The 20,933-nt window shown below is 61.4% G+C and carries 20 protein-coding genes; 9 read left to right on the top strand and 11 right to left on the bottom strand.

What is annotated here, in order from left to right; genetic code table 11:
• Window positions 1-160 precede the first annotated feature (160 nt).
• The 3 genes from ACQY1K_RS17220 (at window position 161) to ACQY1K_RS17230 (ending at window position 2,949) form a co-directional block, all read left to right on the top strand.
• Entirely contained in the window at window positions 161-1,771 is a 1,611-nt protein-coding gene (locus ACQY1K_RS17220) for a phosphoenolpyruvate carboxykinase (RefSeq protein WP_430257960.1), read from the top strand.
• Between the two features lie 106 nt (window positions 1,772-1,877).
• On the top strand, window positions 1,878-2,312 hold the full coding sequence (gene arfB / locus ACQY1K_RS17225) for an alternative ribosome rescue aminoacyl-tRNA hydrolase ArfB (protein WP_062577144.1): 435 nt from the start codon (window positions 1,878-1,880) through the stop codon (window positions 2,310-2,312).
• Between the two features lie 25 nt (window positions 2,313-2,337).
• Window positions 2,338-2,949, top strand: coding sequence for an alpha-ketoglutarate-dependent dioxygenase AlkB (locus tag ACQY1K_RS17230; protein WP_062577146.1), 612 nt, complete (start codon window positions 2,338-2,340; stop codon window positions 2,947-2,949).
• A 40-nt stretch (window positions 2,950-2,989) separates the two neighbouring features.
• On the opposite strand, the gene coaA is transcribed toward ACQY1K_RS17230, so the two are convergent.
• Genes coaA through hisB form a run of 7 tightly spaced genes read right to left on the bottom strand, consistent with a single transcriptional unit; the run spans window position 2,990 to window position 7,620 of the window.
• Window positions 2,990-3,991 (bottom strand): type I pantothenate kinase, encoded by a 1,002-nt coding sequence (gene coaA / locus ACQY1K_RS17235; RefSeq protein WP_062577147.1) that lies wholly within the window; start codon window positions 3,989-3,991, stop codon window positions 2,990-2,992.
• On the bottom strand, window positions 3,988-4,311 hold the full coding sequence (locus ACQY1K_RS17240; RefSeq protein ID WP_092665224.1) for a phosphoribosyl-ATP diphosphatase: 324 nt from the start codon (window positions 4,309-4,311) through the stop codon (window positions 3,988-3,990). The genes coaA and ACQY1K_RS17240 overlap by 4 nt, the downstream gene beginning before the upstream one ends.
• 22 nt (window positions 4,312-4,333) lie before the next feature.
• Window positions 4,334-5,110, bottom strand: a complete 777-nt coding sequence (hisF, locus tag ACQY1K_RS17245; RefSeq protein WP_430257961.1) for an imidazole glycerol phosphate synthase subunit HisF — start codon at window positions 5,108-5,110, stop codon at window positions 4,334-4,336.
• Window positions 5,107-5,850 (bottom strand): 1-(5-phosphoribosyl)-5-[(5-phosphoribosylamino)methylideneamino]imidazole-4-carboxamide isomerase, encoded by a 744-nt coding sequence (gene hisA / locus ACQY1K_RS17250; RefSeq protein ID WP_430257962.1) that lies wholly within the window; start codon window positions 5,848-5,850, stop codon window positions 5,107-5,109. The genes hisF and hisA overlap by 4 nt, the downstream gene beginning before the upstream one ends.
• 2 nt (window positions 5,851-5,852) lie before the next feature.
• On the bottom strand, window positions 5,853-6,503 hold the full coding sequence (hisH, locus tag ACQY1K_RS17255) for an imidazole glycerol phosphate synthase subunit HisH (RefSeq protein ID WP_430257963.1): 651 nt from the start codon (window positions 6,501-6,503) through the stop codon (window positions 5,853-5,855).
• Window positions 6,503-6,991: a DUF2628 domain-containing protein gene (locus tag ACQY1K_RS17260; protein ID WP_430257964.1), complete on the bottom strand. Its 489-nt coding sequence runs from the start codon at window positions 6,989-6,991 to the stop codon at window positions 6,503-6,505. Before ACQY1K_RS17260 ends, hisH begins: the two co-directional genes overlap by 1 nt.
• A 20-nt stretch (window positions 6,992-7,011) precedes the next feature.
• Window positions 7,012-7,620: an imidazoleglycerol-phosphate dehydratase HisB gene (gene hisB, locus ACQY1K_RS17265; protein WP_113110002.1), complete on the bottom strand. Its 609-nt coding sequence runs from the start codon at window positions 7,618-7,620 to the stop codon at window positions 7,012-7,014.
• A 213-nt stretch (window positions 7,621-7,833) separates the two neighbouring features.
• Here hisB and hslV point away from each other — a divergent pair, with 213 nt between their 5' ends.
• The 5 genes from hslV (at window position 7,834) to ACQY1K_RS17290 (ending at window position 14,624) form a co-directional block, all read left to right on the top strand.
• Window positions 7,834-8,361 (top strand): ATP-dependent protease subunit HslV, encoded by a 528-nt coding sequence (hslV, locus tag ACQY1K_RS17270; RefSeq protein WP_062463013.1) that lies wholly within the window; start codon window positions 7,834-7,836, stop codon window positions 8,359-8,361.
• A gap of 74 nt (window positions 8,362-8,435) precedes the next feature.
• Window positions 8,436-9,743 (top strand): ATP-dependent protease ATPase subunit HslU, encoded by a 1,308-nt coding sequence (gene hslU, locus ACQY1K_RS17275; protein WP_430257965.1) that lies wholly within the window; start codon window positions 8,436-8,438, stop codon window positions 9,741-9,743.
• 199 nt (window positions 9,744-9,942) lie between these two features.
• Window positions 9,943-10,878: a DUF1402 family protein gene (locus ACQY1K_RS17280; protein ID WP_062463019.1), complete on the top strand. Its 936-nt coding sequence runs from the start codon at window positions 9,943-9,945 to the stop codon at window positions 10,876-10,878.
• 43 nt (window positions 10,879-10,921) lie between these two features.
• A complete protein-coding gene (locus tag ACQY1K_RS17285) occupies window positions 10,922-12,325 on the top strand; it encodes a cytochrome P450 (RefSeq protein ID WP_062463022.1) in 1,404 nt (467 codons plus the stop codon).
• Window positions 12,326-12,449: 124 nt separating this feature from the next.
• A complete protein-coding gene (locus ACQY1K_RS17290) occupies window positions 12,450-14,624 on the top strand; it encodes a malate synthase G (RefSeq protein WP_430257966.1) in 2,175 nt (724 codons plus the stop codon).
• A 75-nt stretch (window positions 14,625-14,699) separates the two neighbouring features.
• On the opposite strand, the gene ACQY1K_RS17295 is transcribed toward ACQY1K_RS17290, so the two are convergent.
• Window positions 14,700-15,383: a L,D-transpeptidase gene (locus tag ACQY1K_RS17295; protein WP_062577163.1), complete on the bottom strand. Its 684-nt coding sequence runs from the start codon at window positions 15,381-15,383 to the stop codon at window positions 14,700-14,702.
• 188 nt (window positions 15,384-15,571) lie between these two features.
• Here ACQY1K_RS17295 and ACQY1K_RS17300 point away from each other — a divergent pair, with 188 nt between their 5' ends.
• On the top strand, window positions 15,572-16,060 hold the full coding sequence (locus ACQY1K_RS17300; protein ID WP_113109942.1) for an MmcB family DNA repair protein: 489 nt from the start codon (window positions 15,572-15,574) through the stop codon (window positions 16,058-16,060).
• Window positions 16,061-16,070: 10 nt separating this feature from the next.
• On the opposite strand, the gene ACQY1K_RS17305 is transcribed toward ACQY1K_RS17300, so the two are convergent.
• The 3 genes from ACQY1K_RS17305 to hrpB all read right to left on the bottom strand — a co-directional run bounded on the left by ACQY1K_RS17305 (window position 16,071) and on the right by hrpB (window position 20,664).
• On the bottom strand, window positions 16,071-16,646 hold the full coding sequence (locus tag ACQY1K_RS17305) for an ActR/PrrA/RegA family redox response regulator transcription factor (protein ID WP_062463032.1): 576 nt from the start codon (window positions 16,644-16,646) through the stop codon (window positions 16,071-16,073).
• Window positions 16,647-16,713: 67 nt separating this feature from the next.
• A complete protein-coding gene (locus tag ACQY1K_RS17310; RefSeq protein WP_430257967.1) occupies window positions 16,714-18,069 on the bottom strand; it encodes an ActS/PrrB/RegB family redox-sensitive histidine kinase in 1,356 nt (451 codons plus the stop codon).
• Window positions 18,070-18,165: 96 nt separating this feature from the next.
• Window positions 18,166-20,664 carry an ATP-dependent helicase HrpB gene (gene hrpB, locus ACQY1K_RS17315; RefSeq protein ID WP_430257968.1) on the bottom strand — a complete coding sequence of 833 codons (2,499 nt, stop codon included), beginning with the start codon at window positions 20,662-20,664 and terminating at the stop codon, window positions 18,166-18,168.
• Between the last annotated feature and the right edge of the window lie 269 nt (window positions 20,665-20,933).

Consider the following 20,933-nt stretch of genomic DNA (forward strand, 5'->3'; position numbering starts at 1 on the left):
CGGCGAACAGAAAACCCTCGTAAACCGATTTAATCGAGAATAAAATTTTTTAAATCGATTAAATAACTGATATTATTACGCTATTTCAGAATTATCTTGCCCTTTTTAAAAACCCGCTCTAGGTTCCGCGCAGGTTCAATCCACAAAAAGGAGCGCGCGTATGGAGCAGTTTGGACTTCACAACCCATCGAACGGGCTCGCAGACATCGGTCTCGGCAATGCATCGCGTGTGAATTACAATCTCAGCGAAGTCGAGCTTTACGAAGAAGCGATTCGCCGGGGCGAAGCCGATCTGACGATCGACGGCGCGTTGAGGGCTCGCACCGGACAGCATACCGGCCGGTCGCCCAAAGACAAATTCGTCGTCCGCGACGCGGGTACCGAAGACAAGATCTGGTGGGACAACAACAAGCCGATGTCGCCCGAGCACTTCGCCGTCCTGAAGGCCGACATGCTGGCCCATGCCAGCGGCAAGACGTTGTTCGTCCAGGACCTGATCGGCGGCGCCGATGAAGCAAACGCGCTTCCGACCCGCGTCGTCACAGAGCTTGCCTGGCATGCGCTGTTCATCCGCAACCTCCTCATCCGCCCCAAGCGCGATACGTTGGAAGGTTTCGAACAGAAGCTGACGATCATCAACCTGCCGAGCTTCAAGGCCGATCCGGCCCGTCACGGCTGCCGCTCCGAAACCGTGATCGCCTGCGATCTGGAAAACGGCCTCGTGCTGATCGGCGGCACGTCCTATGCCGGCGAAAACAAGAAGTCGGTCTTTACCGTTCTGAACTATCTCCTGCCGGCCAAGGGCGTGATGCCGATGCATTGCTCCGCCAATGTCGGCAGCGAAGGCGATACCGCCGTGTTCTTCGGCCTCTCGGGCACCGGCAAGACCACGCTTTCGGCCGACCCGACCCGCACGCTGATCGGTGACGACGAGCATGGCTGGGGCGAAAACGGCGTCTTCAACTTCGAAGGCGGCTGCTACGCCAAGGCGATCAAGCTTTCGGCAGAAGCCGAGCCCGAAATCTACGCGGCAACCCGCCGTTTCGGCACGGTCCTGGAAAACGTCGTTCTCGACGACAACCGCATTCCCGATTTCGACGACAATTCGCTGACGGAAAACACCCGCAGTGCCTATCCGCTGCATTTCATTCCGAACGCATCGGAAACCGGTCTCGCGCCGCATCCGAAGACGATCATCATGCTGACGGCAGATGCGTTCGGCGTGATGCCACCGATCGCGAGGCTGTCCCCGGAACAGGCCATGTACCACTTCCTGTCCGGCTACACAGCCAAGGTGGCGGGTACGGAAAAGGGTGTCACGGAGCCGGAAGCGACGTTCTCGACCTGCTTTGGCGCGCCATTCATGCCCCGCCATCCAGCTGAATACGGCAACCTCCTGAAGGACCTGATCGCCAAGCACGGCGTCGATTGCTGGCTGGTCAACACCGGCTGGACGGGCGGCGCATACGGCACCGGTCGTCGTATGCCGATCAAGGCCACCCGCGCGCTTCTGGCCGCAGCCCTGAACGGCAGCCTCAAGGATGCCGAGTTCCGCACGGATGCCAATTTTGGCTTTGCCGTTCCGGTCGCCGTCGACGGCGTCGAAACGTCCATTCTCGATCCGCGTTCGACCTGGTCCGATGGCCAGGCCTACGACAACCAGGCAGCCAAGCTGGTCTCGATGTTCATCAAGAGCTTTGAGAAGTTCGAAGACCATGTCGATAGCAAGGTCCGCGACGCAGCACCTGGCCTGAAGATCGCCGCCGAGTAATCCTTTGGTCCCAGCTGGACCTTAAGGATTCACGTGGAACATTATAGCCGTCGGCTCTCCTTGAGCCGGCGGTTTTCTTTTGCTCCGGTTTGTGGGAAATACGGCCATGGCCAGCAATCCTCTCGAGATCAACACCCGCATCACCATCGCCGGATGGGAGCTCACCGAGCAGTTCGTGCTGGCGGGCGGTCCGGGCGGCCAGAACGTCAACAAGGTCTCGACGGCGGTCCAGCTGTTCTTCGATCTCGTCAATTCCCCGTCGCTGCCCGAACGGATCAAGGAAGCCGCGATCAAGCTTGCCGGCCGGAAGGTATCCAAGGACGGCGTGCTGATGATCGAGGCCAACCGGTTTCGAAGCCAGGAGCGCAACCGCGAGGATGCGCGCGACCGGCTGAAGGAACTGATCCTGAAGGCAGCCGAGCCGCCACCGCCACCGCGCCGGAAGACCAAGCCGACCAAGGGCTCCGTGGAGCGGCGACTCAAGGCGAAATCCGGCCGCTCCGATGTCAAGAAGATGCGCGGCAAGCCGAACGGCGACTGACCACGAAGGGCCACGGGGGAATCATATGGCGACTTTGGCAAACGGTATCCGGCATCTGCCGGGCTCTCTGAACCGCGCCGCCCAGGAACATCTGGTCGAGGTCATCCGCGCCATCGTCGCCGAGGCACCGCTCTACGTCCCGGCCATGCCCGGCACGGGCAAACCGATGTCGGTTCGGATGACGAATTGCGGCGAGCTCGGCTGGGTGACGGACAAGGAGCGCGGCTACCGGTACCAGGAGACCCATCCGCAGACGGGCAGACCGTGGCCCGCCATTCCGTCAGAACTGATGGACCTCTGGGAAAACCTCTCCGGCTATGACAAGCCGCCGGAGGCATGCCTTGTCAATTTCTATTCAGACGACGCGAAAATGGGCATGCATCAGGACAAGGACGAATCAGACCTGAACGCGCCGGTCCTTTCCATCTCGCTCGGCAATACCTGCCTGTTTCGGGTCGGTGGGGTCGATCGCAAGGATCCGACAGGCTCCTTCAAGCTCTCGAGCGGCGATATCGTGGTGCTGGGCGGGGAAGGGCGGCTTGCGTTTCACGGGGTGGACCGGATCTATCCCGGCACGTCGACGCTTCTCAAAAATGGAGGCCGCATCAATCTGACACTGCGAAGGGTCAATAGCTGACGATCGAAGATCTATCGTGTAATGGGTATCGATCGACAGCCTACAGTTTTCTCAAAGCCACCGTCTCGATGAAGTGGTCGCGACCCTTGCGCAGAATGATATCGGCGCGGGGCCGGGTCGGGATGATGTTCTGGCGCAGGTTCTTGAGGTTGATGTTTTCCCAAAGCCCTTCTGCGACGGCCATCGCCTCCGCTTCGCTGATCGCCGCATACTTGTTGAAGAAGGATGTCGGCTCACGAAAGGCCGTCTGCCGCAGTTTCATGAACCGCTGGACATACCACTGGTGGATCTGCTCCTCGTCGGCGTCGATATAGATCGAGAAGTCGAAGAAGTCAGACACGATCGGCACGATCTTGCCGTCAACAGGCAATGCGCGCGACTGCAGCACATTGATGCCTTCGAAGATTAGGATGTCGGGACGGTCGACCAGCGTATATTCGCCGGGCAGCACGTCATAGGTCAGATGCGAGTAGCGCGGCGCCTTGACGTTTTTCTCGCCGGCCTTGATCGCCGAAAGAAACCGCAGGATCTGGCCGATATCGTAGCTCTCCGGAAAACCCTTGCGCTGCATCAGGTTTTCACGTTGGAGAACCGCGTTGGGATAAAGAAATCCGTCGGTCGTGATGAGATCGACCTTCGGACTTGCCGGCCAGCGCGCAAGCAGTTCCTTCAGCACGCGTGCGGTGGTCGACTTGCCGACCGCGACCGAGCCGGCAACGCCGATGATGAACGGGGTCTTTGACACATCCGGAAGGGTCAAAAAGCGGTTGCGCTGCCGGTAAAGCCGTTGCGAGGCCTCGACATGGGTCGAAAGAAGGCGCGACAGCGACAGATAGATGCGCCGGACCTCGTCGATGTTGATCGGATCGTCCAGCGAGCGCAGCCGGGCGATTTCCTCGGCCTTCAGCGTCAGTGGCGTGTCGGCCCGAAACTTCGCCCATTCCTCGGCGGTGAAGTGGTGGTAGGGCGAGTAGTATTCCGCGTTCACACCGCTCTCCGGGATATCCACATCATGCTTTTCAGGCGTCGAAACGATGTTCATGAAGGAGCTCGGCTCGCCTTTTCCTGCAGGCCTGTCTGGCCTGTCCTGCGCTGAAGTTCGGCGAGCACATCCTGCAACGGGATGTCGGCAATGTTCAATACGACCATAAGATGATAGAGAAGGTCCGCACTTTCAGACACGAGATCGTGCCGGTCCTGCGCCACCGCGGCGATCACGGTTTCCACCGCCTCTTCGCCTAGCTTCTTGGCAGCCTTGGTCTGCCCGGCCGCCACGAGCTTGGCGGTCCAGGATTCCTCAGGCGGGGCTTTCGCGCGCTGCGCAACGATCTTCTCGAGATCGCCGAGGGTGAATTCACTCAAAACCGTCTCCTCCCGTCGGCTGTCAGTCGAGCCGCATGGCAATGCCATGGTCGGCCATATAGCGCTTTGCCTCGCCAATCGAATAGGTCCCGAAGTGGAAAATCGAAGCGGCGAGAACGGCGGTCGCATGGCCCTCTTTCACGCCCGCAACGAGATCGTCCAGCGTGCCGACGCCGCCCGAGGCGATGACGGGAACGCGAACCGAATCAGCGATGGTACGGGTGAGCGCCAGATCGTAGCCGATCTTCGTGCCGTCGCGGTCCATCGAGGTCACGAGCAACTCGCCGGCGCCGCGCTCGACCATCTTTCGCGCAAACTCCACGGCATCGATGCCGGTTGCCGTGCGTCCGCCATGGGTAAAGATCTCCCAGCGATCGGTCTCGCCTGATGAGGACACCCGCTTGGCATCGATCGACACGACGATGCACTGGTTGCCGAACTTGTTGGCAGCTTCGTAGACGAAGTCCGGATTGTTCACGGCAGCGGAGTTGATCGAGACCTTGTCGGCCCCAGCCAGCAGCAGCTTGCGGATATCGGCGATCGCGCGAACGCCGCCGCCGACGGTCAGCGGCATGAAGCAGTGTTCGGCGGTGCGCGCCACGACGTCGAAGATCGTGTCGCGATTGTCTGACGAGGCGGTGATGTCGAGGAAGCAGAGCTCGTCGGCACCGGCAGCATCATAGGCCTTAGCGGCCTCGACCGGATCGCCGGCATCGATCAGATCGACGAAATTGACGCCCTTGACGACGCGGCCGTCCTTCACGTCGAGGCAGGGAATGACACGGGCTTTGAGCGTCATGCGGCTTCTCCTCTCGCGGCGCGAATCAGCGACAGCGCTTCGTCAGGATCGATACGGCCGTCATAGAGCGCCCGCCCGGAAATCGCGCCTTCGAGACGGGTCGCGTCCGCCTGCAGCATGCGGTGGATATCGTCCATCGAGGCAAGACCGCCCGACGCGATGACGGGAACGGAAACTGCATCCGCCAGTTCCAGCGTCGATGCCCAGTTGATGCCGGCCAGGATCCCGTCGCGGTCGATATCGGTATAAATGATTGCCGAAACACCCGCGCCTTCGAATTTCTTCGCAAGCTCGATGACGCCAAGCTCGGACGCTTCAGCCCAGCCTTCCACCGCCACTTTGCCACCCTTGGCATCGATGCCGACGGCGACCTGGCCCGGAAACTTCTCGCATGCCTCGATGACGAGGGCAGGATCGCGCACCGCAACAGTGCCGAGAATGACACGCGCTAGTCCGCGGCTAAGCCACGCTTCGATATGCTCGAGCGTCCGGATGCCGCCGCCGAGCTGCACCGGGTTCTTCGTTGCCTTGAGGATCGCATCGACGGCCGCGCCATTGACGCTTTCGCCGGCAAAGGCACCGTTGAGGTCCACCACATGCAGCCACTCGAAACCCTGGTCCTCAAAGGCCTTGGCCTGGTCGGCCGGGTCCGGATTGTAGACGGTCGCCTGTTCCATGTCGCCAAGCTTGAGGCGCACGCACTGGCCGTCCTTGAGATCGATAGCCGGGAAAAGAATCATGTTCAGGGCTTCCAGCGCAGGAAGTTGGAAATCAGGGCGAGGCCGAGTGTCTGGCTCTTTTCCGGATGGAATTGCGCCCCCACCATGTTGTCGCGTCCAACGAAGGCCGTCATCGCGCCACCGTATTCCGTCGTAGCGATGACGTCGGAAGGGTTGGCGGCGGCCAGATGGTAGGAGTGCACGAAATAGGCGTGCAGCCCGTCCGGTCCGGTCGGAATGCCATCGAACAGAGGATGCGGGTTGGCAAGCTCCAGCGTGTTCCAGCCGATCTGTGGGATCTTCAGGCTGGGATCGGACGGCGTCATTTCGACGACGTCGCCCTTGATCCAGCCGAAGCCCTCGCTGGTGGTCTTTTCAAGTCCGCGCGAGGACATCAGCTGCATGCCGACGCAGACCCCGAGGAAAGGGCGTGCGTTTGTCTCGACGGCCTCGATCAGTGCCTCGTGCATGCCGGAAACGGCATCGAGCCCGGCCCGGCAATCGGCATAGGCGCCGACGCCAGGAAGAACGACGCGGTCAGCCGAGGCGACGGCGTCAGGCTTGTCGGTAAGGTCGATTTCAGCGTCGATGCCGGCCTCGCGGGCGGCGCGTTCGAAAGCCTTGGTGGCGGATCGGAGATTGCCCGATCCGTAGTCGATGATTGCGACGCGCATCAGCGTGCTCCGTGATCGAAAAGTCCGGCGCCGGAACTCTGCCATCCGGCAGCGGCGGGGGAAGGGGTGTTCGTCTGTGGCGCCCACTCGGAAAGAGCAGGCATGGCCTTCGGTTCAGGCTGCGGCAGATTGGAGAAATACATCTCCTCGGCCGTGCTTCTGTCCTGCGCAAACACGACGGTCTCAAGCGTGTAACCGCGGCGCTGCAGGGACTGCGAATAGAGATGCCGGCCTTCCAGCGCAACGATCAGGTTCATCGCAAAGCCGAGTAGCCAGCCGCCGATCGCAAAGCCCGGCATGGTCGAAAGAACGCCGCTGCCGATCTGGATCGCGAGTGCAATCGCGCCCGCAATCCACATCCGGTGCCAGAACAGCCAGATCCAGGACAGCAGGAATGCCGGCCATGAAAATCCGTCCGGCATGATGACGGTGGAACGGTGCTCCCTGTCGGGGTCATTTTTCGGCGTCAGAACGAGATAGCTTCTCAAGGATGAAACTCCTGGAAGCGTCAGGCAAGCGTACCCTTGGTCGAAGGAACGCGATTGGCCTGCCGCGGATCGATTTCTGTCGCGATGCGCAACACGCGCGCCACGGATTTGAAGCAGGTCTCGGCGATATGATGGTTGTTGGCGCCGTAATGGTTGAGGATATGCAGCGTAATCCCGGCATTCTGGGCCAGCGCGTTGAAGAATTCCCGCACCAGTTCCGTGTCGAACGTCCCGATCTTCGGGGCCGAGAAGGATACGTTCCAGACCAGGAACGGCCGGCCCGATACGTCGACGGCAGCCTTCGTCATCGTTTCGTCCATGGCGAGATCGAGCGAGGCATAGCGGGCAATGCCGCGCCTGTCGCCGAGCGCCTTGGAAATGGCCTGGCCAATCGCGATGCCGGTATCTTCCACCGTATGGTGATCGTCGACATGCAGGTCGCCCTTCACGTCGATCTCCATGTCGATCAACGAATGGCGCGAGAGCTGGTCCAGCATATGATCGAAAAACCCGACGCCCGTCGAAATCTTTGACGTGCCGGTGCCGTCAAGATTGACGGAAACCGAAACGGAAGTCTCGTTGGTCTTGCGGGAAACGCTTCCCGTGCGTGTGGCTGTCGTATCGACCATCATGTCACCCATGCTTATTCTGCGCGCTCCATATCAGGCGGCAGATCAAATATCCAGCAAAAGCACGGCCGACGCGCGGCCGGTACGCTGTGCTGTTTCGGCAAGATTGTATTCGGCGGATGCCCACTTACATAGGGCTCAACGGAGCCGCCATGAACGTCGCTGGGGCTCGCAATCGAAGGCGCCCTCCAGGGGCTTTTAGAGGTAGATGAAATGACAACGATTATTACGGTCCGGAAGGGCGGCAAGGTGGTGATGGCCGGTGACGGTCAGGTGAGCCTCGGCCAGACGGTGATGAAGGGCAATGCCCGCAAGGTGCGCCGCATCGGCAAGACCGGCGATGTGATTGCCGGTTTCGCAGGCGCCACGGCCGATGCCTTCACGCTTCTCGACCGCCTCGAAAAGAAGCTCGAGCAGTATCCCGGCCAGCTGATGCGCGCCGCCGTCGAACTTGCCAAGGACTGGCGCACCGACAAGTATCTGCGCAATCTCGAAGCGATGATGCTGGTGGCCGACAAGTCGATTACGCTCGCCGTCACCGGCAACGGCGATGTGCTGGAGCCCGAGCACGGCACGATCGCCATCGGCTCTGGCGGAAACTATGCCTATGCCGCTGCCCGTGCACTGATGGACACGGACATGTCGGCCGAAGAGGTTGCCCGCAAGGGGCTCGATATCGCGGCCGATATCTGTGTCTACACCAATCACAATCTCGTCGTCGAAACGCTCGACGCCGAATAACGCCATCCTAGCCAGAGGATCTCTCACGGGCCGGGCCTGACAGGACGGTTGACGAGGGACGCCAAGAGGAACTCATGACCAATTTTTCTCCCCGGGAAATCGTTTCCGAGCTCGATCGCCACATCATTGGCCAGCACGACGCCAAGCGCGCCGTTGCCATTGCGCTTCGAAACCGTTGGCGCCGTCATCAGCTGGACGAAAGCCTGCGTGACGAAGTCATGCCGAAGAACATCCTGATGATCGGGCCGACCGGCGTCGGCAAGACGGAGATCTCTCGTCGCCTTGCAAAGCTAGCCGGCGCTCCCTTCATCAAGGTTGAAGCCACCAAGTTCACCGAGGTCGGCTATGTCGGGCGTGACGTCGAACAGATCATCCGCGATCTCGTCGAGATCGGCATCGGCCTGATCCGTGAGAAAAAACGCACCGAAGTGCAGGCGAAGGCGCAGGCAAGTGCCGAGGAGCGCGTGCTCGATGCGCTCGTTGGATCGACGGCCTCTCCTGCCACCCGCGACAGTTTCCGCAAGCGCCTGCGCAGCGGAGAGCTTGACGACAAGGAAATCGAGATCGAGGTGGCCGACACCAGCTCGGGCATGCCCGGCTTTGACATTCCCGGCATGCCGGGCGGCAATATCGGCGTTCTCAACCTCTCCGACATGTTCGGCAAGGCGATGGGTGGGCGCACCAAGAAGGTGAAAACCACCGTTGCCAAGTCCTACGGCGAACTGGTGCGCGACGAATCCGACAAGCTGATCGACAACGAGGTGATTCAGCGCGAAGCGGTGCGTTCGGTCGAGAATGATGGCATCGTGTTCCTCGACGAGATCGACAAGATCGCTGCCCGCGACGGCGGCATGGGTGCCGGTGTTTCACGTGAAGGCGTGCAGCGCGACCTGTTGCCGCTCGTCGAAGGCACCACGGTCTCGACCAAATACGGACCGGTAAAGACCGATCATATCCTGTTCATCGCCTCCGGTGCCTTCCATGTGTCGAAGCCATCGGACCTTTTGCCGGAACTGCAGGGCCGCCTGCCGATCCGCGTCGAGCTGAAGCCGCTGACCAAGGAAGACTTCCGCCGCATCCTGACGGAAACCGAGGCAAGCTTGATCCGGCAGTACAAGGCGCTGATGGGCACGGAAGATCTTGCTCTCGACTTTACCGATGACGCGCTCGACGCGCTTGCCGATGTCGCGGTGCATCTCAATTCTACCGTCGAGAATATCGGTGCCCGCCGATTGCAGACGGTGATGGAGCGCGTGCTGGACGAGATTTCGTTCACCGCGCCCGATCAGGGCGGCACGGCGATCACGATCGATGCCGAATATGTCCGCAAGCATGTCGGCGATCTCGCCAACGATACCGACCTGTCGCGTTACATCCTCTGACCTTGAATTCGTGGCAGCCGGGCAACGACCGGCTGCTGCTCGCCTTGGCAGTGACGCTATTTTGAATGCCACTCTCTCGACATTACAGCATCTCTTCACGTAAGGGTGACGCGCTTTCGTGATGCGCCGTTCTCCACCGCCTGACTGTTTCGGCGTCTGGAGCGTTATCGGTGCAGACCGTAATTGGGACACGACAATTTTGAAACGCCTCCTGCTTGCATTTCTGATGACCGTCGCATGGACGGCCGCTTCCACGACCTACGCGGCCGCGGTGACCATCGTGCCGGAAGGCAACCGCAATACGGTGCAGCCGAAAGTGCCGGGTGCCTCCGTGCGCCGAACCCGCGCCGGCCGCACCACGTTCGACGACAAGTATGAAAAGATCCGCGATCTGCTCGCAACCGACAAGAAACTGATCGGCAAGATCAGATCTGCGGCAGCGGCCTACGGCTTCGATCCGATCCATATCGTCGGCGCGATCGTTGGCGAGCACACCTATAATGTCGATGCCTATGACCGGTTGCAGACCTATTACATCAAGGCCGCCGCCTATGCCGGCAACAGTTTCCGCTTCGGCTACGACGACGAATCGATCAAGGATTTTCTCGACCGCCCGCAATTTGCGAAATGCAGCACGGGTCTCGACTCCTACCGTCTCTGGACCTGCCGGGAAAATGTCTGGGAAGACGCTTTCCGTGGCCGCAAGGTCGATGGCAAGGCGTTTCCGGACAATCGTTTCAGCGCGGTCTTCTTCCAGCCCTTCTATGCCGGCCAGACCTTCGGCCTCGGCCAGCTCAATCCGCTGACGGCGATGATGTTTTCAGACACCGTCGCCCGCGTTTCCGGTTACCCGAAGCTGGACGAGAACAAGGCATCGGAAGTCTATGACGCGATCATGGACCCGGACAAATCGCTCGCCTACATGGCGGCGAACATCCGCCGTTCGATCGACGACTACAAGACGATTGCGAATGTCGATATCTCCCGCAATCCCGGCATCACAGCCACTCTCTATAACACCGGCGGCTCGGCACAACGGGCGGCAGCCTTGAGGGCGCGCGGCGGTTTGCCGGAAGAGAATTATTACGGCTGGCTGGTCAACGACAAGATCGCCGAGTTGAAATCGCTCTTCTGAGTTCTGATATGTTCTTCATCTCTTAAAGATGAGGACCCTTCATATGGACATGCGCCCCGAACCTTTCGTGCCACCGGCACCGGAGCCGCGCACCGTCCCGCCGTCGCGGCTGGAAGTCATCCGCACCGTGATGCGCAATCCGCTCGAACTGTGGGGAAAGCCGTCCTACACGCTTCCCTGGATCGAGACGAAGTTCCTCAAGGAACGCACCCTCATCGTCAACGATCCGGGCCTTATCCGGCACATTCTTGTCGATAATTCCGCCAATTACGAGATGTCGGAGATCCGTCAGCTCATCCTGCGGCCGATCCTGCGTGACGGATTGCTGACGGCGGAAGGGCCCGTGTGGAAGCGCTCGCGCAAGGCGATGGCACCGGTGTTCACGCCGCGCCACTCCCGCGGTTTTGCCGGCCAGATGCTGGCGAAGTCGGAGGAGTATGTCGAGAAGTATGCGGCCGACCATCCTTCGGGCGCGGTCCACGACATCTCGGTCGACATGACGGAACTTGCGTTCGCCATCCTTTCCGAGACACTGTTTTCCGGCGAGATCGTCACCGAGAGCGAGAAATTTTCCGATGACGTCGACAGCCTGCTGCATCGCATGGGCCGTGTCGATCCGATGGATCTTCTGCGCGCCCCGCCTTGGGTACCGCGCGTGACGCGGATCGGTGGCCAGCGCGTGCTGGACAAGTTCCGCAAGGTCGTCGCCGATACCATGATCCAGCGCCAGAAGCGGATCCGCGAGACGCCGGATGCCGTACCGCAGGATTTTCTAACATTGCTGCTGCAGCTCGAAGGGCCCGACGGCCTGACGATGGCCGAAATCGAAGACAATATCCTGACCTTCATCGGCGCCGGCCACGAAACGACGGCGAGGGCGCTCGCCTGGACGCTGTATTGCGTCGGCCAGTCGCCGCATGTGCGCGATGCGATGGAAACGGAGATCGATCAGGTCTTGAGCGAAGGGGCCGAACCGGTCGACTGGCTGGAGAGAATGCCCTGGGTGAGGGCCGCTTTCGAGGAAGCGCTGCGGCTCTATCCGCCGGCGCCCTCCATCAACCGCGCGGCAATCCGTGGCGATCGCTGGACCAGCCCGACGGGCGAGACCGTGACCATCGATGCGGGCGTGACGGTTCTCGTCATGCCATGGACACTGCATCGGCATGAACTCTACTGGGAAAAGCCGCGCGCCTTTATGCCCGAACGCTTCCTTCCGGAAAACCGTGGCAATATCAATCGCTTCCAGTACCTACCGTTCGGGGCAGGCCCGCGCACCTGTATCGGCGCCGTCTTTGCCATGCAGGAAGCGGTGATCGCACTTGCGGTGCTGATGAAGCGCTACCGGTTCGATGTGGTGCCGGGCACCAAAGTCTGGCCCGTCCAGAAACTGACCACTCAGCCGCAGGACGGAATACCCATGAAGGTGGTCCGTCGGCGCTCCACGTGAAACACCGCTTGAGGGTGGTCCATATCGGGCATTGATTTCCTGGTCGATGGCATCGTCTGCGATTGACAGACAAGGTCCTGCGGGCAATCTGCATGTCACTAAAAAATCATACGGGAGGCGCGGCATGACTCGCATCGAAAAAAATGGACTGCAGATCGATCAAAAGCTCCATGACTTCTTGGTCACAGAAGCGCTTCCCGAAACCGGTGTCGATGCCGAGCATTTCTTCGCCGAGTTTTCTGCGATCGTCCATGACCTTGCGCCGAAGAACCGGGCGCTTCTGTCCAGGCGCGATGCGTTTCAGCTCGAGATCGACGAGTGGTACCGCAAGCACGGTGCACCGAACGACCTGGCTGCCTACGAGGAATTCCTGCGCGAGATCGGCTATCTTCTTCCCGAAGGACCCGATTTCCAGGTCTCGACGGAAAACGTCGATCCGGAAATTGCCGGCATCGCCGGCCCGCAGCTCGTCGTCCCCGTGATGAATGCACGCTATGCACTGAACGCAGCCAATGCGCGCTGGGGTTCGCTCTACGATGCGCTTTACGGCACGGACGCCATCCCTGAAACAGATGGTGCCGACAAGGGCAAGGGCTACAATCCGGTTCGCGGCAAACAGGTAATCGCCTGGGTGCGCGACTTCCTCGATCAGTCGGCCCCGCTTTCCGGCGCCAGCTGGAAGGATGCAGCCTCCTTCAAGGTGGAAGATTCGGCCCTGTTCGTGACGCTGTCGAACGGCGAGGTGACAGGCCTGACCGATCCGACGCAGTTTGCCGGCTATCTGGGCGAGCCGAACCGGATCCTGCTCGTCAGAAACAACCTACATGTCGAAATCGTCATCGATCCGGCAACCGCGATCGGCAAGGACGATCCGGCTCACATTTCCGATGTCAGGATCGAATCGGCGATCACCACAATCATGGACTGCGAAGATTCGGTCGCGGCTGTCGACGCTGAGGATAAGGTTGCCGTCTATCGCAACTGGCTCGGCCTGATGAAGGGCGATCTAGCGGAAGAGGTTGCCAAGGGTGGCAAGAACTTCCTGCGCACGCTCAACCCGGATTTTGACTATACGGCGCCCAATGGCGCAACCGTCGAAGTCAAAGCCCGCTCGCTGATGCTGATCCGCAATGTCGGCCACCTCATGACCAACCCGGCCATTCTCGACCGCGACGGCCATGAAGTGCCCGAAGGCATCATGGATGCTGTCGTCACGGCGCTGATCGCCATCCACGACATCGGTCGCAAGGATGGCGGCATCACCGGCCGCCGCAAGAATTCGAAGCTCGGCTCCATGTATGTGGTCAAGCCGAAGATGCACGGGCCGGAAGAAGTGGCCTTCGCAGCCGAGATCTTCACGCGCGTCGAACAGGCGCTCGGCCTTGCCGACAATGCCATGAAGATGGGCATCATGGACGAAGAGCGCCGCACCACGATCAACCTCAAGGAAGCGATCCGCGCCGCGAAGGAGCGCGTCGTGTTTATCAACACCGGCTTCCTCGACCGCACCGGCGACGAGATCCACACCTCGATGGAAGCCGGCCCGATGATCCGCAAGGGCGACATGAAGCAGGCAGCCTGGATTGCGGCCTATGAGAACTGGAATGTCGATATCGGCCTCGCCTGCGGGCTGTCCGGCCATGCACAGATCGGCAAGGGCATGTGGGCGATGCCGGATCTGATGGCGGCGATGCTCGAGCAGAAGATCGGTCACCCGAAAGCGGGCGCCAACACCGCCTGGGTCCCGTCGCCGACGGCGGCGACGCTGCATGCCACCCATTATCACACGGTCGATGTCGCCGAGGTCCAGAAGGGGTTGAAGACCCGTACCCGTGCCAAACTCTCCGATATCCTGTCGGTGCCTGTCGCCTCGCGGCCGAACTGGACGCCGGAAGAAATCCAGCGCGAACTCGACAACAATGCGCAGGGCATTCTCGGCTACGTCGTGCGCTGGATCGACCAGGGCGTCGGCTGCTCCAAGGTGCCGGATATCAACGACATCGCGCTGATGGAAGACCGGGCGACCCTGCGCATCTCGTCGCAGCATATGGCCAACTGGCTGCACCACAAGCTTGTCACCGAAGAGCAGATCGTCGAGACGCTGAAGCGGATGGCGGCAGTGGTCGATGGCCAGAACGAAGGCGATCCGCTCTATACGCCGATGGCAGCTAACTTCGAAGCCTCGGTCGCCTTTCAGGCAGCGCTCGAACTGGTGCTCAAGGGCCGCGAACAGCCGAATGGTTATACCGAACCGGTGCTCCATCGCCGCAGACTGGAACTGAAAGCGCAAGCCGGTTAATCCGGCCCGTCGCTCAGACACAAAAAAGCCGCCGGGAAATCCTCGGCGGCTTTTGCATTTGCAGGCGTTGAACCGTTACTGGATCACGACGACCTTGGTGTTGCGGCCCGGACGGACGCGGCTGTAGAGGTCGATCACGTCCTGGTTCATCAGACGGATGCAGCCCGACGAAGCGGCGGTGCCGATCGAGGCCCATTCCGGCGTTCCATGCAGGCGGAACAGTGTGTCCTGGCCCTTTTCGTTGAACAGATACATGGCGCGTGCACCAAGTGGGTTCGACAGACCGGGGCCCATGCCGTTTTCGACATAACGGGCGATGTCCGGCTTGCGCACTGCCATTTCCTTCGGCGGATGCCAGTTCGGCCATTCCTGCTTCCAGGCAACATAGGCGGTACCCGACCATGCGAAGCCCTGCTTGCCGACGCCGATACCATAGCGCATCGCACGACCACCCGGCAGGATGAAATAGAGATGACGCTCGCGGGTGTTGACGATGACCGTTCCCGGCCGCTCATTCGTCTCGTAATTGACGACCTGGCGAACGAACTGAGGCTTCACCCGGTTGATTGGGATCGCCGGCAGGGTGTAACCTGCATCGGTGATCGACCCATACGAATCGGTAAAGATCTGCGCCGTCTCGATACGGACCGGAGCATCGGCCTGGGCGACCGTCCGGGGTGTGTCGGACGTGGTGGAGCAGCCGGCCAGGGCAGAGGTTGCCAACAGGCCGAGTGCGAGCATGCTGTTGCGAAAGCGCATGGATGTCTCTTGATGTACGAATCGATTGAAATGGGCGCTCAGGCGCCTTCGGACCCGTTATTTTCCATAGCGCAGCGCTTGGCAAGCGATAGCAGTGAGCCAGGGGATCGCGCTTCCACGAATGCAAAAGGCAATGTCCTTTTTGCAACATCCGTAACCCCCCGGAGGGGCTGTGACAGGTCAAGTGCATGACGATATTGAATATTGCCAATAATAACCCGCTGGTCGACGGCCGTCAGTCGTCGCGGGCCATGATGGTCCGCCGCGGCATGCAGATCCTGCTCCATGACATGCGGCACGCCATTCTTCCGGAAATGGCGCTTTCCAATGGTCGCCGCGCTGATCTGATAACGGTGTCGGAGAAGGGCGAGATCTGGATCATCGAGATCAAGACGTCCATCGAGGACTTCCGGGTCGATCGCAAATGGCCAGATTACCGCGCCTCCTGCGACCGGCTGTTCTTCGCCACCCACAAGGACGTTCCGCTCGATATCTTTCCGGAAGATTGCGGCCTGTTCCTGTCCGATGGCTACGGCGCCCACCAGATGCGCGAGGCACCGGAACATAAGCTGGCGCCCGCATCGCGCAAATCGATCATGCTGAATTTCTCCCGCCTCGCCGCACGAAGGCTGATGCTGGCCGAATGGGCGACCGGCAAAAGCTTCGACGACATCTGACCGGCGAGACTTACTTCGGTGCGCGCTTGGCAAGGATCCGCTGCAGCGTACGCCGGTGCATGTTCAGCCGCCTTGCGGTTTCCGAAACATTGCGCTCGCAGGCCTCGTAGACGCGCTGGATATGTTCCCAGCGCACCCGATCGGCAGACATCGGGTTCTCGGGCACATCCGCCTTTTCGCCCGGGCGCTGCATCAAGGCGTTGAACACATCGTCCGCATCCGCAGGCTTGGACAGATAGTCGAGCGCTCCAAGCTTAACCGCCGTCACCGCGGTCGCGATATTGCCGTAGCCGGTCAGCACCACGATCTTGGTGTCCGAACCGGACTTCTGGATGGCTTCGATCACGTCGAGACCGTTGCCGTCACCCAGCCGCAAATCGACCACGGCATATTTCGGCGGCCGGGCTTCGGCCTTGGCGATCCCTTCGGCGACCGATTCCGCTGCATCCACGATAAAGCCGCGGCTTTCCATAGCGCGCGCCAGACGCCGCAGGAACGGACCGTCGTCATCGACGAGAAGCAGGAACGGATCGTCTCCGAGCTGGGCATCGTCGAGGGCGGGCATGTTTTCAGAATTCGTATCCATCGTCTGTCTCCACGGACAACGGTCCGTTGCTGCACTTCAATATGGGTCGCGTTGGCAAAGCGGCCACTCATTTTATCGCCGGCCGGTCCATCAGGCTGCGCGGCCATTCGATCCGGATCCGGGCGCCTGCCTTGCCGGCATCGCGGTTGCCGAACTTGAGTGATGCCCCCGATCGCTCCAGCAGCGTCTTGGCGATGAAGAGCCCGAGCCCGAGCCCACCCGCGCTTTCGTCTTCGCGAGACCGCGTGGTCATATAGGGCTCGCCGATATGGGCGAGTATATCCGGCGCATAACCGGGACCATCATCCTCGATCGTGATGGCAACCCGCGACGCCGTGTGTTCGGTGGTCACCGTGACCTTCTCTCTGGCATAATCGACGGCATTCTCGACGAGGTTGCCGAGACCATAGAGAATTGCCGGGTTGCGATTGCCGACCGGCTCGCCGGCAATGTCGCTTTTTTCGACGAGTTCCACATCGATGCCGAATTGCCGATGCGGCGCAATCACTTCCTCGATTAGCGACGACAGCGGCAGACGGCGCATATGCTCCTCGCTCTCGGTCGACAGCGATGTCAGCCGGCGCAGGATATCGCGGCAGCGCTCGCTCTGGCTGCGCAGCAAAAGCACGTCCTCGCGAAACCGGTCGTCTTCGCGCAGGTCGCGCAGCATTTCCTTGGCAACGACGCTGATCGTGGCAAGCGGCGTTCCAAGCTCGTGCGCGGCCGCGGCCGCCAGCCCGTCGAGCTGCGACAGGTGCTTTTCCCGCTCCAGCACCAGTTCGGTTGCGGCCAGCGCATCCGCCAGAAGCGCCGCCTCGCTCGAGACGCGGTAGGCATAAAAGGCCGCAAACATCATCATCGAGGCGATCGCGCACCAGACGCCAATCTGCATCACCGGCTGCGTCTCCAGCGTCTGGCCCGCATACCAGGGCACGTCGAAGGGCGAAAAGGCGATGGTGGTGGTGCAGATCAGGGCAAACACGATCAGCATGATCGAATGGCGCAAGGGTTGCGAGGCGAACGAAATAATCACCGGAACGCAGATCAGCGGTGCGAAGGGATTGGCAAGGCCACCGGTGATAAACAGCAGCGAGGCCATCTGCAGAAGATCGAAGCCCAGAAGCGCAATGACGGACCGCGGGCCGAGCCGGTGCGTCGCTGGAAACCAGGCCGACAGGGTAAGGTTCGCCACGGCAAGCGCCGCGATCAGGATTGCCGCCTCCATCAGGGGCAGCGGGAACTGCAGCACGAAGGCGACAATCACCACCGTTGCCGTCTGTCCGGCAACCGCAAGCCAGCGCAGCCGCACCAGCGTCTGCAGGCGCATCCGTCGGCTGGATCGGCTGCGCACAGCATCGGAAAGAGCGATGACGTCGTTCTCGCCGGTCGCCAACTCGTCGCTGGCCATGTCCCTGGTCGCCATCTCTTCTATGTCCCGCTTTCCGCTTCGACTGTCACGACGCTTTTCATAGCGCGCCGCACCTCTTGGTCGCAGGCGGCATTCTGTCACGTCTGCCTATCATGTCCCGCGCGGTTTCGCCCGCGCCGTGGGCAGAGCCTCTGCCGGATCCTCCGGCCACGGATGTTTCGGATAGCGTCCGCGCATGTCGGCGCGCACATCCTTCCACGATCCGGCCCAGAAACCCGGCAGGTCTCTTGTCGTCTGGATCGGCCGGTGCGCCGGCGATGTCAGTTCGAGCAGCAGCGGCAGGCGCCCGCCCGCTACAGCCGGATGGGTCTTCAGCCCGAACAGTTCCTGAACGCGGATCGACAGGGTCGGCTCGTCTCCATCATAGCGGATCGGATGACGCTGCCCGGTCGGCGCTTCGAAATGCGTCGGCGCCAAGCGGCCGAGCTCCTGCAGGATGTCGTAGGGAACAAGCGAGCGCAGCCCGTCCGAAAGACTGCCGGGCTGGATCGTATCGATGCCGGAGGCCTGGCCCTGAAACGGAACGAACCATTCGGCAAGCCGATCGAGCAGTGCTGCATCATCCATGTCAGGCCACGGCGCACCGATCGTCCGGTAGAGAAAGCCCAGCCTCTCGCGCAGCTGCGCGCCATCCTTGGAAAACGGCAGAACCTGAAGGCCCAGCTCCCGCACGCCCTCGGCAAGTGCCAGGGCAGCGGCTTCGCCCGTCTTGCGGGGCAGGGGCTTTTCCTCGAACACGATCGCGCCAAGCCGCGTCACCTTGCGAGCCCGCAGCTTCAGGCTCTGGCGGTCGAACACCGTCTCATCCTGGCGGATGATCAGATCGTCGAGCTCGGCCTCGATCTCTCCTCGGCTGGTTTCGGCGGCTGCAAGGATCCGGGCTTTGACGGCCCGGCCGGAAAGATCGGCGATGACAAGCATGGATGCACCGGCAAGCCGATCGGTTTCGGGCAGTTCCGCCCCGCGGCCGTTTGCCATCACGAACCGGCCACGCCCGCCGCGCTGGATCGCCACCCGGTCCGGATAGGCGTGCAGCAGAAGCTGGCCGGCTGTCGCTGGCAAACCCGGTTGCGTCTTGCGGGGCAGGCCGGAAGCGATCCGGTCCGCAAGCCGCCTTGCCGCGTCGGCACGCTCGCCTCTCTCATTGCGAAACCGTCTCAACCTCTCGTCGAGATCCACATCCGATCCGCCAAGCCCCTGTTCGGTCAGGAGCACGGCGAGCAGGCAGGCCTGCCGGCCATGACCGTCGTCCGCCGCCGAGATCGTCATCGCCGCAAGCCGCGGCGGCAGCGCCATGTCGCGCATGGTCTTGCCCCGCGCCGTCAACCGTCCTTGTTGGTCGAAGGCCCCAAGCTGGGCGAGAAGGCTTTTCGCCTCCTTGAAGGCCGCCGCGGGCGGCGCATCGAGAAACGCCAGCGATGCCGGATCCTCCACGCCCCAATGGGCAAGGTCGAGGACGAGGCTAGAGAGATCGCTCGCAAGGATCTGCGGCGGCGTGAATGCGGGCAGCGCCGCCGTCTGCCCGGCATGCCAGAGACGGATGGCGATACCCGGTTCGGTTCGCCCGGCGCGTCCGGCCCGCTGATCCGCCGAGGCGCGCGAGGCCCGCACGGTTTCCAGTCGGGTAATCCCGGTCGAGGGCTCGAACACCGGAAGCCGCTGCAAACCGCTGTCGATCACGATCCGCACGCCGTCGATGGTGATCGACGTCTCGGCGATCGAGGTCGCGAGCACGATCTTGCGCTGACCGGCCGGGCAGGGCCGGATCGCCAGATCCTGATCCCGCTGCGAAAGATTGCCGTAAAGCGGCACCACCAGCGTTTCCGGCCCGAAACGTCCCTGAAGTCGTTCAGCCGTGCGCAGGATTTCCGCCTGCCCCGGAAGAAAGGCAAGGATCGACCCGGTTTCCAATCGGTGCGCCTCGATGATTGCGCGGGAAACCGTATCCTCGACCCGCTCACCCGCCGGCCTGTCCTGATGGCGGATCTCGATCGGGTGGGCGCGTCCCTCGCTGAGGATCACAGGCGGATCGGAAAGAAGCCCGGCAACGCGCTCGACATCGAGCGTTGCCGACATCACGAGGATGCGAAGGTCTTCCCGCAGCGCCGACTGGACATCGAGCGCAAGCGCCAGCCCGAAATCCGCATCGAGCGAGCGTTCGTGGAATTCGTCGAAGATGACAGCGGAGACGCCAGCAAGTTCGGGATCGTCGAGGACCATGCGTGCAAACACGCCTTCGGTGACTACCTCGATCCGGGTTGCCGAAGACACCCGGTTGTCGAGCCGCATCCGGTAACCGACGCGACCGCCCACCTCTTCTCTTATAAGAGACGCCATGCGTGCTGCTGCGGCGCGCGCCGCAAGCCGCCGCGGTTCAAGCAGGATGATCTTGCCCCCGCACCACGGTTCAAAGAGAAGTACCAGCGGAACCAGTGTCGTCTTGCCGGCGCCGGGTGGCGCGGAGATGACGGCCCGGTTGCCGTTGCTGAGCGCCGACAGGATCTGAGGAAGCACATCCGAGACCGGAAGCTTCGGCAGTCCCGCGATGAGGGCCGCACCTGACGATGCAGAAGGTAATGACGCAGACATTCCTGAACTCGCTTTTGACCGCTCTCTATATAGAGACAGATACGCGCCACGAAAGCGGACGCTTAGCCTGCGAAGCCCCTATAGGCACCAGAGGCGGCCGGGCCGGGCCGGACCTCTTCTAGCTACCCGTCCTTAAGAATGGATAGCCCCTTCGACAAAGACAGGCCATCGAGGAAGCGTTGCCTGCTTTGTCATCACTGCCCAAATTCTAAGCCGTATCAGAGGCTTCCGCTGACTTGTGAAAGAAAAATGACATTTTTGAAAAACCC

This window comes from Neorhizobium sp. IRS_2294, from assembly GCF_050500145.1.
GTDB lineage: Bacteria > Pseudomonadota > Alphaproteobacteria > Rhizobiales > Rhizobiaceae > Neorhizobium > Neorhizobium soli.